At 69.0% G+C, this 14,792-nt stretch carries 1 protein-coding gene and 1 pseudogene; both read right to left on the bottom strand.

Translation table 11 applies throughout. The features are described from left to right. Positions 1-10 precede the first annotated feature (10 nt). Positions 11-4,498: pseudogene (locus ABD798_RS00760) on the bottom strand (type I polyketide synthase); the annotation flags it as partial. A gap of 188 nt (positions 4,499-4,686) precedes the next feature. Further along, entirely contained in the window at positions 4,687-14,742 is a 10,056-nt protein-coding gene (locus tag ABD798_RS00755; protein ID WP_425549149.1) for an SDR family NAD(P)-dependent oxidoreductase, read from the bottom strand. Between the last annotated feature and the right edge of the window lie 50 nt (positions 14,743-14,792).

The following is a 14,792-nucleotide window of genomic DNA, read 5'->3' as shown; positions in this document are numbered from 1 at the left end:
TCCCCACTACTCAATTTCCGAGCTGCTTGTCGATGAAGTCGAAGAGTTCGTCGTTGGAGGAGGACCGCAAGGAGTCGATCAAGTCGGTCTCCTCCTCCCTCGGCGACGAGGAAGACACCAGGGCCTTCAGCCGCCCGATCAGCCGCTCGCGCAGCGCGTCACCGGGCGGCAGGGCCAACAGCGTGTCTTCAAGCCGGTCAAGGAGCTGGTCGCCGTCACCGTCCACTCCGGTCAGTTCCTCGCGCAGGAACGCCGCCAGGGCAACAGGTGTCGGGTAGTCGAACACCAGCGAGGACGGCAGCACCAAGCCGGTCGCCGCGTTCAGCCGGTTGCGGAACTCCACCGAGGTGAGCGAATCGAAGCCCAGCTCGGAGAATGCGCGCTCCGGCTGAACGGCCGCCGTCGTGGCGTGACCGAGCACAGTGGACACTCGTGCCCGCACCAGCTCCACGAGCACGCGGGTCTGCTCGGCCTCGGGAGCGCCGTCGAGCTTGCGCAGCAGTGCGGCCGACTCGTCCTCGGCGAGCACGGGCTTCGCGGTTTCCGGGAGAGCGTCGAAGAGCGTGCCGGGCATGTTGGGCGCGAACAGGCTCCAGTCGATGTCCGCGACGGTGACCGCCACGTCCTGCTGGTCCAACGCGGTTTGCAGCGCCGCCAAGGCTTTCTCGGGACTCATCGGCCGAATCCCGAAGCGCCGCAGCTCCTGCTCCAGCGAGGCCGCCATCCCCGCCTCGGCCCAGGCGCCCCACGCGATCGAGGTCGCGGGCAGCCCGTCGAGGTGCCGCTGCTCGGCGAGCGCGTCCAGGTGGGCGTTGGCCGCCGCGTAGGCGCCCTGCCCAGGGTTGCCGCAGACCCCGGCGAGCGAGGAGAACAGCACGAACGCGTCCAGTTCCAAGGACTTCGTCAGCTCGTGCAGGTTGTGCGCAGCGGTGACCTTGGGCCGGAGCACGCTTTGGAGGCGCGTGCCGTCGAGCTCGTCCAACGGCCCGTCGTCGACAACGCCCGCGATGTGCATGACGGAGCGGATGGTCTCGCCGTCCGCGTGCAGCTTGTCGATCAGCTCGGCCAGCGCGTCGCGGTCGGCCACATCACAGGCGGCCACGGTCACCCGCGCACCGAGCTCAGTCAGCTCCGCGCTCAGCTCTGCCGCACCGGGTGCGTCGTTCCCTCGGCGGGACAGCAAGACCAGGTGCAAGTCGGAGGAGTCCGCGCGCGACGCTGTTCCCGCGTGTGGGGGCCGACCGGGTACGGGTGTCCCGCGAGACGCTGCGCCGTTGCGGGCCAGCCACCGCGCGGTGAACGAGCCCAGCGCGCCCGTGCCCCCGGTCAGCAACACGGTCCCGCGCGGTTTCCAGTCCCGTTTCGCCGCCCCGGGCGCAGAGTGCACCAAGCGCCGCGCCACCAGGCCGTTCTCCCGGATCGCGACCTGGGACTCAGTACCACCGAGGACGTCGGCCAGCAGTTCGTAGTCCTGCTCGCTCGGCGTCGCCGGGAGTTCGACCAGGCCGCCCCAGCGCTCCGGGTGCTCCAACGCCGCGACCTGGCCGAGGCCCCACACCTGCGCCTGCTCGGGAGCCTGCCCGACCGTGACGCTCCAGACGGGCGCCTTCGCCTGCTGGAGGATCTCCAGGGTCCGCGCCAGGTCAGCGCCCACGGACACGATCCCGTCCACCTCGGACAGATCGGTCGAGATCAGAGCGCCCCGAGCGGCCAAGACGGCTTCGAGCTTCGGGTCTCCGAGGACGGCCCACGTGCCGAACAGAGTCGAGCGCGGCACGCTGATCGCATCCCACCGAACTCGGTACCGCCAGGAACCGCGTTCCGGCCGCTCGGGCTTCAGCCAGAATCGCTGCTGCTGGAAGGCGTATGTCGGCAGGTCGACGCGACGGGCGCCAGTACCAGAAAACACCGCGGCCCAGTCAACGGGCGCCCCGGCCGCGAACACCTGGCCCACTCCGGCGAGCAGCGCCTCGGGCTCCGGCCGGTCCTTGCGCAGCACCGGCGCGAACGTGCCCACTGCACAGTCCGCGCCCATCGCGGAGAGCGTGCCGTCGGGACCGAGTTCCAAATAGCGCGTGACACCCTTCTCCGCGCAGGTGGCGATGCCGTCGGCGAAGCGCACCGCACCGCGCACGTGCCGCACCCAGTACTCGGCCGACATCAGCTCGCTGGCCTTCGCGACCGTCCCCGTCACGTTGGACACGATCTGCACGGTCGGCTCGGAGTACTTGACCGACATCGCGACCTTGGCGAAGTCCGCGAGCATGCCGTCCATCAGCGACGAGTGGAACGCGTGCGACACCGTCAACCGCTTGGTCTTGCGATCCGGGAACTGCGCGGCAACCGCGAGCACGGTCTCTTCTGGGCCGGAGATCACCACGGCACGCGGGCCGTTGATCGCGGCGATGTCCACGTCGTGCGCGAGGACCTCGTCCTCGGTGGCCTGGATCGCGATCATGGCGCCACCACCGGGCAGCGCCTGCATCAGCTGACCGCGAGCCGTGACCAGCCGCGCAGCGTCCTCCAGCGAGAACACCCCGGCGACGTGCGCCGCAGCCAGCTCGCCGATCGAATGCCCAACCAGCAAGTCCGGCTTAATGCCCCACGACTCAACAAGCCGGTACAGCGCAACTTCGAGCGCGAACAGGGCGGGCTGAGCATTCCCGGTCTGATCCAAGTCCTCCGAGGAGGCGGGCAGCAGCGCACGCACCTCGTCGTAGGCGGCAGCGAACACCGGGTAGGCCGCATACAGCTGCTCACCCATCCCACGCCGCTGAGAACCCTGGCCGGTGAACAGGAACGCCGTCTTGCCCTTCACCACGCGCCCCCGCGCGATGGGTTGCCCGGACAGATCACCGAGGAACACCGCACGCTCGTCCAGTGCCGCGCGCGTAGTGGCCAGCGAGAAGGCAATGTCCACATCGGACGCAGATTCATTGCTGTCCACAAAGGACTTCAGTCGCGAGGTCTGCGCTTCAAGAGCAGCCGGAGTCTTCCCTGAAACCACCAGCGGCAGCACGGGAGGCGCGACGACCTCCCAGGAGGACGCCGGAGCTTGCTCAGTGTCGTGCGGGACACCCGCACCCGATCGGCCCGCACGTGCGGAAACAGAATCGCACGCCGGAGCCTCCTCCAGGATCACATGCGAGTTCGTGCCGGAGATGCCGAAGGACGACACGGCCGCGCGGCGTGGGCGGTCCACGGCAGGCCACTCGCGCGCGGAAGTCAGCAGCGAGACAGCTCCGGCGGTCCAGTCCACGTGTGGCGAAGGCGAGTCGATGTGCAGCGACTTCGGCAGAACACCGTGACGCAGCGCCATCACGGTCTTGATCACACCCGCCACACCGGCTGCGGCTTGGGCGTGCCCGATGTTGGACTTCAGCGAGCCAAGCCACAACGGTTCCGAGCGGTTCTGGCCGTAGGTCGCCAGCAGCGCCTGAGCCTCGATCGGATCGCCGAGCACGGTCCCGGTACCGTGCGCCTCCACAGCGTCCACATCGGACGGTCCGAGCCCGGCGTTGCTCAGGGCCTGGCGGATGACTCGCTGCTGAGAAGGACCGTTCGGCGCGGTCAGGCCGTTCGACGCGCCGTCCTGGTTCACCGCCGAGCCGCGCAGCACGGCGAAGATCGGGTGCCCGTTGCGCTCCGCGTCGGAGAGCTTCTCCAGCAACAGGATTCCCGCGCCCTCGGACCACCCGGTGCCGTCGGCCGCCGCCGCGAAGGACTTGCAGCGGCCGTCGACGGAGAGCCCGCGCTGCCGGGAGAAGTCGACGAAGGTGTCGGGCACCGACATGACGGTCACACCGCCGGCGAGGGCCAGCGAGCACTCGCCGGTGCGAAGTGCTTGCGCCGCAAGGTGCATCGCGACCAGCGAGGACGAGCACGCGGTGTCCACGGTGACGGCGGGGCCTTCGAGGCCGAAGGTGTAGGAGATCCGGCCGGACAGGACGCTGCCGGTGGTGCCGGTGCCGAGGAAGCCCTCGACGCCCTCGGGCAGCTCGCCCAGGTTCTGGCCGTAGTCGTTGTACATCAGGCCCGCGAACACCCCGGTCGGGCTGCCCTTCACGGTGCCGGGATCGATGCCCGCGCGCTCGAACGCCTCCCACGCGACCTCCAGCAGCAGCCGCTGCTGCGGGTCCATCGCGAGCGCTTCACGCGGACTGATCCCGAACAGCTCGGGGTCGAACTCGGCGGCGTCGTGCAGGAAGTTGCCGCGGCTGGTGTAGGAGGTGCCGCGGTGATCGGGGTCGGGGTGGAACAGCGACCCGAGGTCCCAGCCGCGGTCGTCGGGGAAGTCCGAGACGCCCTCGCCGCCCCTGGCGACCAGGTCCCACAGCTGCTCCGGCGTGCGCACCCCGCCGGGAAAGCGGCAGCCGATGCCGACGATCGCGACGGGCTCGGTCGCGGCAGCCACCAGCTCGCTATTCCGCCGCTCCAGCCGCGCGTTTTCCTTCAGGGACTCACGCAGTGCCGCGATGAGCTCCTCGGAGGAATTCGCCATGCCAGTCTCCCGATTCTGTACAAATGGCCAGACACGTGCCCTGAACAGCGAAACTGCCCACCCAATGTCCTTGTTCAGAACCATTGGATGGGCAGTCGCGGTGTGCGGTCAACCATTGACGCGGATGTCGCACGGACTAGTAGTAGAACGCATAGACAGTGGCTGAACTGCGCTTTTAACCCGTATCAGCTGCCCTTTGCCGATGCCATGGCGCGCTGCACGAGGTCGCTGACGTCCATCTCATCGATGGCCGCCACGTCGGCGTTCTCCGGCCCCACGGAGCCCGCCAGGCGCACCAGGGCGTCGAGCACCCCGGCTTTGCGGAAGTCCTCGATCGAGATCTTCGCCAGCGCCGCGCGGACGGCCTTCTCGTCGACCTCCACCGGCTCGGGCTCTTCGGGCAGCAGCAACGGCTTCAGGTGCTCGGCCATGGCCTGCGGCGTCGGGTGGTCGAACACCGCCGTGGCCGCCAGGCGCAGTGACGTGGCCGTGGTGAGCCGATTCCGCAGCTCCACCGAGGTCAGCGAGTCGAAGCCCAACTCGGTGAACGGACGATCCGGATCGACGTCCGCGCCGGAACCGTGTCCCAGTACCGCGGCGACCTGGGTGCGCACGACGTCCAGCACCGCCTCGGCCCGCTCCAGGACGGGCATCGACGCGAGCCGTTGCGCCAGTGAGACGGTCTCGGCGACGGCGGCCTGCGCAGCCCGGCGCGCCGGGGCACGCACCAGGCCGCGCAGGATCGCGGGCACCGAACCGGCGCGCAGTGCGGTGCGGTCGAGCTTGATCGGCACGAACAGCGGCTGGTCCAGCGCGACGGCGGTGTCGAAGACGTCCATGCCCTCGGTGTGGCTCAGCGCCCCGAAACCGTCGCGGCTCATCCTGTCCACGTTGTGGCTGCCCAGCTCCCCGGCCATGCCACCGTCCTGCTCCCACAGGCCCCACGCGAGCGACTGCCCGGGGAGCCCCTGCTCCCGGCGCAGCCGCACCAGCGCGTCGAGGAACGAATTCGCCGCCGCGTAGTTGCCCTGCCCTGGTCCGCCGAGCACGCCGGCAGCCGAGGAGTAGATCACGAAGTGGCTCAGGCCCTCGGTCAACGAGTGCAGGTTCCACGCGGCGTCGACCTTCGGCCGGAACACTCCGTCCACGCGCTCCGGCGTCAGCGCGGAGATCACGCCGTCGTCGAGCACACCGGCCGTGTGGATCACCGCGGTCAAGTCCGGAATTCCGCGCAACAGAGTCTCAAGTGAGCCTCGGTCCGCCGTATCGCACGCTTCGATCCGCACAGTGGCACCGAGTTCCTCCAAGGACTTCTGGAGCTCCTTGGCGCCCGGCGCTTCGATGCCGCGACGGCTGGTCAGCACGAGCTGCTTGACCCCGTGCCGCGCAACGAGATGCTTCGCCGCGAGCGCGCCGAGGTCGCCAGTACCACCGCTGATCAGCGTCGTGCCTTCGGCGTTCCACGCGACCGGATCACCCGCTGCCTGCGGCTTCGCGAGCCTTGGCGCGTAGAGCTTGCCGTCGGTGGCGCGCACCTGCGGCTCCCCCGTCGCCACGGCCGCACCAATCTCCGACGCGGGCCCCTCGAAGAGCACGAACCGCCCAGGGTTCTCCGACTGCGCGGACCGAATCAGGCCCCAAACAGCGGCCGTGGCCAGGGTCGGCTCGGACGTGTGGATCACCAGAGTCGAGTCTTCTGCCCGCTTCTGAACGGCCGCAAGAACCTCGTGGGTCAGCCGGTAGGTCTCGCCGACCACATCGTCCTTTGTGGACTCCAAGCTCAGCACCTCGTGCTCCGGCGCATCACCAGTGGACTCCACCGGCACCCAATCGACCTGGAACAACGCGTCGCTGTCGGCGCGCAGTTGGTCGGCGGAGACCGCGCGGACCGCGATCGACTCGACAGTGATCACCGGGTTCCCGCCACCATCGACGCCGACTAGTCGGGCGGAGTCAGGCCCTGTTGGACTGAGCTTGACGCGCAGCGTGCTCGCCCCGGTCGCGTGCAGCGTCACACCCGACCACGCGAACGGCAGCGCCGCCCCGGCAGGATTACCCTCCCGCAGGAACATCCCGTGCAGCGCGGAATCCAACAACGCCGGATGGATACCGAACGAGCTGGTATCGGTATCGGCGGGCAGCGCCAGCTCTGTGTACACGTCGTCGCCGAGCTTCCACGCGGCCTGAATCCCCTGGAACAACGGACCATAACCGAAGCCCGAACCCACCAGGTCCTCGTACAACGTCTCGACGTCAACCGTCTCGCCAGCAGGCCACTCAAAACTGTCCACAGTGGACTTCTCGGAAGTGAGCGAGCCGACGGCGTGCACGGTCCACGGTTCCTCACCACGCCGTGAGTAGATCGACACCGCACGACGCCCATCAATGTCAGCGCCCACAACCACCTGCACCACAACAGATCCGCTCTCAGGCACGACGAGCGGAGCCTGAAGGGTCAGGTCCTCCACAGTCCCGCACCCGACCTCGTCACCCGCGCGGATGGCCAGCTCGACGAGCCCGGCGCCAGGCACGAGCACCGTGCCCATCACCACGTGATCAAGCAACCACGGCTGCGTGGCCAACGAGATCCGGCCGGTGAACAGCACGCCGTCACCGTCTGCCAGCGGCACGGAAGCGCCGAGGAGCGGGTGATCAGCGGAGACGAGTCCAGCCGCCGTCACGTCCGCGCTTCCCGTGCCCTGCATCAGCCAGTACGAACGGTTCTGGAACGCGTACGTCGGCAGATCGACGAGCTGCGAACCTGACGGGAAGAACGCCGTCCAGTCAACCTTCGCGCCCACGACGTACAGCTGAGCGAGCGCGCGCAGCACAGCCTGCGACTCGTCCTGGTCCTTGCGCACCAAGGGAACGAAGACCGCGTTGTCCGGGTTCTCCACGCAGTCCTGCGCGGCGGCGGTGAGCACGGCGTTCGGGCCGATCTCCACGAACTTCGTCACGCCCTCGGACTCCAGCACCCGCACGGCGTCGAACAACCTGACGGGCTGCCGGATGTGGCGCACCCAGTACGTCGGGTCGCCGACGTCGGCCAGCGTGGCGGGCTTGCCGGTGAGCGTCGAGATGATCGGGATTCGCGGCTCGGTGTAGGTCAGGCTCGCGGTGGCCTCGCCGAACTCGCCAAGCAGGCCGTCCATCAGCGCGGAGTGCGAAGCCTGGCTGACCACGAGCTTCTTCGCCTTGCGACCGCGTTCCTTGAACCCGGCGGCGATGCGCAGCGCGGTCTCCTCGTCACCGGAGATGACCGTCGACAGTGGACCGTTGAGCGCCGCGATCCCCACGTTGCCGGTGAGTTCGGGCAGCACCTCCTCCTCGGAGGCCTGGATCGCGACCATGGCCCCACCCGGCGGCATCGAGTTCATCAAGCGACCGCGTACCGATACAACGCGAACTGCGTCCTCTAACGACCACAGTCCCGCGACGTGCGCCGCGCCGAACTCGCCGATGGAGTGCCCGGCGACGAAGTCCGGTGCGATTCCCCACGATTCGAGGAGCCGGAACAACGACACCTCGATGGTGAAGAGCGCGGGCAGCATGTAGTCGATGCGGTCCACCAGGTCGGGCTTCTCGAACATCACCTCGCGCAACGGCTCCGCGAGGTGCTTGCCGAACTCCGTTGTCACCGCGTCAAAAGCTGCCGCGAACACCGGGTACTTCTCGCACAGCTCGCGACCCATGCCGAGGTACTGCGCGCCACCGCCGGTGAACAGGAACGCGGTCTTGCCGCTGTTGACCTGACCGGTGAGCGCAAGTTCTTCAAGCCCTGCAAGCAGTCCAGCGCGGTCCGTGGCAACGACAGCCGCTCGGTGCTCCAGTGCGGCGCGCCCGGTCGCCAGTGAGAACGCGGGGTCGTCGTCGGTCGAAGAGGCCCATGCGTGCAGCCGCGACGCTTGAGCCTGCAACGCATCCGGCGTCTTGCCCGACAGCACCCACAGCGGAGCACCTTCGCCAGCCTCAACCTCGCGATCAGGTCCCTGCTCCAGGATCACGTGCGCGTTGGTGCCGGAAATGCCGAAAGACGACACCGCGGCCCGACGCGGACGCTGTACCGACGGCCACTCGATGGACTCCGTCAGCAACGACACCGCGCCCGCCGACCAGTCCACGTGCGCGGTCGGCTCCTCGATGTGCAGCGACTTCGGCAGCACTCCGTGCCGCATCGCCTGCACCATCTTGATGATCCCGCCGACACCCGCCGCCGCCTGCGCGTGACCGATGTTGGACTTCAGCGAGCCCAACCACAACGGCTCCGAGCGCTCCTGCCCATAGGTGTTGAGCAGCGCCTGCGCCTCGATCGGGTCGCCCAGCACAGTGCCGGTTCCGTGCGCCTCCACCGCGTCGACCTCGTCCGAGCGAAGCCCGGCGTTGGCCAGGGCCTGGCGGATCACGCGCTGCTGCGAAGGACCGTTCGGCGCGGTCAACCCGTTCGAAGCACCATCCTGGTTGATCGCGGAACCGCGAACCACGGCGAGCACCTGGTGTCCACTTCGGACGGCGTCGGAAAGGCGCTCCAGCACGAGCATGCCCACGCCCTCCGACCACGTGGTGCCGTCGGCCGACGACGAGAACGGCTTGCACCGCCCGTCCGGCGCGAGGCCGCGCTGCCGGGAGAACGCCACGAAGGACTCCGCGGTCGGCATGACGGTCACGCCACCGGCGAGGGCCAGCGAGCACTCACCGCTGCGCAGCGCCTGGGCCGCCCAGTGCAGTGCCACCAACGACGACGAGCACGCAGTGTCGACTGAGACCGCGGGCCCCTCGAAACCGAAGGTGTAGGCGATCCTGCCCGAGGTGACGCTGCCCGAGGTACCCGTGCCCATAAAGGCTTCGAGCTCTTCCGGGACGGAGTCCACGTGGGACCCGTAGTCGTAGTACATGACGCCCGCGAAGACCCCGGTGTCCGAGCCCTTCAGCGACACCGGGTCGATCCCGGCGCGCTCGACGGCCTCCCACGAGACCTCCAGCAGCAGCCGCTGCTGCGGGTCCATGGCCAGGGCTTCACGCGGCGAGATCCCGAAGAACTCCGGGTCGAACTCCGCGGCGTCGAGCAGGAAGCCGCCCTCGCGGCTGTAGGAGGTGCCGGAGTGCTCGGGATCAGGGTGGTAGAGCCCCTCCAGGTCCCACCCGCGGTTGTCGGGGAAGAGAGTGATGCCGTCGCCACCGGAGGCGACCAGCTCCCACAGCTGCTCCGGAGTGCTGACACCGCCGGGGTAACGGCAGCCCATGCCGACGATCGCGATCGGCTCGTCGGAACCCACGGCGGCGGTCGCGGTTACCTCGGCCAGCTCGCCGAGCAGTTCCGCGCGGACGTGCCGGGCCAGGTCGAGCGGCGTCGGGTAGTCGAAGATCAGCGTCGCGGGCAGCCGCAGTCCAGTCGCGGCGGTGAGCCCGTTGCGCAGTTCCACGGCGGTTAGCGAATCGAACCCGAGGTCGGTGAACGCCCGTTCCGGCTCGATCGCCCCGCCACCGGCGTGCCCGAGCACCTGAGCGACCTGGTTCCTGACCAGCTCCACCAGCGCGCGGTCCTGCTCGGGCGGGGTCAGCGACACCAGCAGCTCACGCAACCCGGCGGCTTCGGCGGCGTTCGCGGCCCGGCGCACGGGAACACGCACGAGGCCGCGCAGCACCTGAGGCAGGGAACCCGTGCGGGCAAAGGATGTCAGCGACGGGATGTCGAGCTTGACCGCCGCGAGGAACGCGTCGTCCTGGGCGAGCGCGGTGTCGAAGAGCTCCAGGCCTTCCTCAGGCGTGAGCGCGCCGTAGCCGTCCCGCCGCATCCGCGCGAGCTCGTCCTGCGACAGCTCGCCGCTCATGCCGCTGTCCTGCTGCCACAGGCCCCACGCAACGGAGCTGGCGGCCAAGCCCTGCGAACGGCGGTGCCGTGCAAGGGCGTCCAGGAACGAGTTCGCCGCCGCGTAGTTGCCCTGGCCAGGCGCGCCAAGCACGCCGGCCGCCGACGAGAACAGGACGAAGTGCTGCAAGTTCTCCGTCAGCGAGTGCAGGTGCCAGGCCGCGTCGACCTTCGGCCGGAACACCCCGTCCACCCGCTCCGGCGTCAGCGCGGGCACCACGCCGTCGTCGAGGACACCAGCCGCGTGCACCACGCCGGTCAGGTTCGAGATCCCGCTCACCAGAAGCGAGACAGCGTCCCGGTTGGACACGTCGCACGCCTCAGTTCGCACCGAGGCCCCGAGATCCCTCAACTCGGCAACAAGCGCGGCGGCCCCAGGAGCGTCCAGGCCACGACGGCTGGTCAGCACGAGACTGGTCACTCCGCGCTCGACCACCAGGTGCCGAGCCACCAGCGCCCCGAGCCCGCCTGTGCCACCAGTGATCAGCACCGTCCCCTCGGGATCCCACGAGGCCGGAGCGGCGGCGACACCACGCGACAGACGCGGCGCGAACAGCGTCCCGTCGCGAACCACGACCTGGCTCTCGCCCGTGGCCACCGCCGCGCCGACCTGGGAAAGCGGCCCGTCCACCAGCACGATGCGATCCGGGTTCTCCGACTGCGCCGACCGAACGAGACCCCACACAGCGGAGGCCGCCAGGTCGTGGGCATCCGGGCCAGCTGCACCGTCGGTGAGCACGACGAGCTTGGCGTCAGTCTCCTCCGTCAGAAATTCCTGCACGGCGGCGAGAACACCTGCTGTGATCGCGTGCGCGTCGGCAACGACATCTCCCGAGCCAGGAGAAACCGATAGCGTCCGGAAACCGTCCGCTGGGGACGGCGACCCAACAGGAACCCAGTCAAGCCGGAACAGCGAGTCCTGCTCCAGAGCCGCAGCCTGCACCTGCTCAGCGGAAACCGCCCGCAGCGCAAGGGAATCCACCGAGATCACCGGAGCGCCCGTCGGGTCAACGGCGGTCAGCGACACGGACTCAGTCCCAACGGGCACCAAGCGCACGCGCAGCGCAGTGGCTCCCGCAGCGTGCAGCGTCACGCCGCTCCACGAGAACGGCAGCGAAGCGCTCGCGTTCTCGCCGAGCCCGGTGGCGTGCAGCGCGGCGTCCAGCAACGCCGGGTGTATCCCGAACTTGTCACCGTCCTCCGCAGGCAACGAGACCTCGGCGAACACTTCCTCACCGCGCGTCCACGCTGCGCGCAGCCCCTGGAACAGCGGTCCGTAACGCAACCCAGCCGACGCGAGGCGGTCGTAGGCACCATCCAACGAGACGGCCACCGCATCAGCAGGCGGCCACGCCCCGAAGTCAAAGGCAGCCGGAGTCCCCTGCACCGCAAGCACACCGGAAGCGTGCAACGTCCACTGGTCCTCGGAGCGCGATGAGTAGATCGACACCGAACGCCGCCCGGAGTCATCGGCTCCACCCACCGCGACCTGGACCATCGTCGCGGTCGCGAGCACCAGCGGAGCGTGCAGCGTCAGCTCTTCGACAACGCCGCACCCGACCTCATCACCCGCACGGATCGCCAGCTCCACCAACGCGGTGCCCGGCACGATCACCGAGTCCATCACCACGTGGTCGCCGAGCCACGCGTGCGAGCTGAGCGACAACCGCCCGGTGAACAGGAAGCCGTCCCCATCGGCCAGGGAGATCGCCGCACCGAGCATCGGGTGCTTGGCGGCCGTCAGCCCGGCGGCGGCCACGTCGGCAGTACCACTTGGGCCGTTGAGCCAGAAGTGCTGGTGCTGGAAGGCATACGTGGGCAGGTCGACGCGTCGCGCGTTGGTCGGCTCGAACACCTTCGCCCAGTCGACCTTGCCACCGGCCACGTGGTAACGCGAGAGCGCCGTGATCAGCGTGTGCGCCTCCTCGCGGTCGCGGCGGGACAGCGCGACGAACGTGCCCTCGTCCACGCACTCCGCACCGGCCGCGCTGAGCACGCCGTCCGGGCCGACCTCGACGAACTTGCTGACGCCGAAGGAGTGCAGCGTCCGCACCGCATCCGCGAACCGAACGGATTCGCGGACGTGCCGCACCCAATAGTCCACAGAGGACAGTTCAGCGGCCGAAGCCGTCCTGCCGGTCAGCGTCGACACGATCGGCACGGACGGCGCCGACGCGGTGGCCGACGCCACGATCGAGCCGAACTCCGCCAGCATCCCGTCCATCAAGCCCGAGTGGAACGCGTGTGACACCGAGAGCCGCTTGGTCTTGCGTTCCTTGAACTGCGCCGCAACCGCCAGCACGGCCTCTTCGACACCCGAGATCACCACGGACGCAGGACCGTTGATCGCCGCGATGTCCACACCCGGCACAAGCGCCGCGCGAACCTCGTCCTCAGAGGCCTGAACAGCGATCATGGCTCCACCGCTCGGCAAAGCCTGCATCAACCGGCCACGAGCAGCGACGATCCGCGCCGCGTCCTCCAACGACCAGACACCAGCGACATGCGCAGCCGCCAGCTCACCGATCGAATGCCCTGCCAGGAAGTCCGGGCGCACACCCAAGGACTCGATCAGCCGGTACAGCGCGACCTCGAACGCGAACAACGCGGGCTGCGCGTTCCCCGTCTGGTCCAAATCTTCAGAGAGCGGAGGCAGCAGCGCGAGCACTTCGTCATACGCAGCCGCGAACACCGGGAAGGCCGCGTACAACGAGCGCCCCATCCCGAGCCGCTGAGCCCCCTGCCCGGTGAACAGGAACGCCGTCTTCCCCTTGGTAGCGCGCCCTTGGCCGGAAACCTGCGAAGCCAGCGCGGTCAGCCCTGCGATTAACTCCTCGCGCGAAGACCCGACAACGGCCGCGCGAACATCCAGCGCGGCCCGCCCAACCGCGAGCGACAACCCGACATCCACCGGGTGCGCCGAAACAGCGGACAGCAGCCGCGATGCCTGAGCCTGCAACGCCTCCTCGGTCTTCGCGGACAGCAGCCACGGGATCGGCGTGGTGAACGCGCGCGGAGCCTCCCGCACTTCAACGACCGGAGCCTGCTCAAGCACGATGTGCGCGTTGGTGCCGGAGATCCCGAAGGACGACACAGCGGCCCGGCGCGGGCGATCCACCGCAGGCCAGTCGCGCGCCTCGGTCAGCAGCGAGACCGCTCCGGCGCTCCAGTCCACGTGCGGCGTCGGCTCGTTGACGTGCAACGACTTCGGCAGCCGACCAGCGCGCAGCGCCTGCACCATCTTGATCACGCCACCGATACCGGCAGCGGCCTGGGCGTGCCCGATGTTGGACTTGAGAGAGCCCAACCACAGCGGCTCCGAACGCTCCTGACCGTAGGTGTTGATCAGTGCCTGAGCTTCGATCGGATCGCCGAGCACGGTCCCGGTGCCGTGCGCCTCGACAACGTCAACGTCCCTTGTGGACAGTCGAGCGTTCTCCAGCGCCGCGAGGATGACGCGCTGCTGCGACGGGCCGTTCGGCGCGGTCAAACCGTTCGAGGCGCCGTCCTGGTTGATCGCGGTGCCGCGAATGACCGCCAGCACCTCGTGTCCATTTCGGACAGCGTCGGAGAGCTTCTCGATGAGGATCATGCCGACGCCCTCGGACCACCCGGTGCCGTCAGCGGAGGCCGCGAAGGACTTGCAGCGGCCGTCCGGGGAAAGCCCGCGCTGGCGCGAGAACTCCACGAAGATGCCCGGCGCTCCCATGATGTTCGCGCCACCCGCGAGCGCCATCGAGCACTCACCAGCGCGCAGCGCCTGAACGGCCCAGTGCAGCGCCACCAACGACGACGAGCACGCGGTGTCGACTGAGACTGCGGGCCCTTCGAAGCCGAACGAGTACGCGACGCGTCCAGAGTGGACAGAGCACGTGGTGCCGGTGAGCAGGTAGCCCTCAACACCCTCGGCGGGCTCGTGCAGGCGCGGACCGTACTCCTGCGAAGCGACGCCCGCGTACACGCCCGTCGAGGAACCCTTGAGCGACAAGGGATCGATGCCCGCGCGCTCCATGGCCTCCCACGAGACCTCCAACAGCAGCCGCTGCTGCGGGTCCATCGCGAGCGCTTCGCGCGGGCTGATCCCGAAGAACTCCGGGTCGAACCGCGCGGCCGTGTGCACGAACCCGCCCGTGCTCGCGTAGGAGGTGCCGGGGTTGCCGGGATCGGGGTGGAACAGGCCGTCGAGGTCCCAGCCGCGGTCGTCCGGGAACCCGGTGATGCCCTCGCGACCGGAGTCGACCAGGTCCCACAGGTCCTCGGGCGAGTCGACGCCGCCGGGGAACCGGCAGCCCATCCCGATGATCGCGATCGGCTCGGTCTCGGCCGACTCCGCCTCCCGCAGGCGCGCCCGCGTCTGCTGGAGATCCGCCGTCACCTTCTTCAGCAGCCCGAGGAGCTTGTCTTGATCCGCCATCTCACAACCCC

The sequence above is a fragment of the Allokutzneria multivorans genome, from assembly GCF_039537405.1.
Taxonomy (GTDB): domain Bacteria; phylum Actinomycetota; class Actinomycetes; order Mycobacteriales; family Pseudonocardiaceae; genus Allokutzneria; species Allokutzneria multivorans.
The sequence above is the reverse complement of the archived record's forward strand: the minus strand, read 5'-3'. Positions and strand labels throughout refer to the sequence as shown.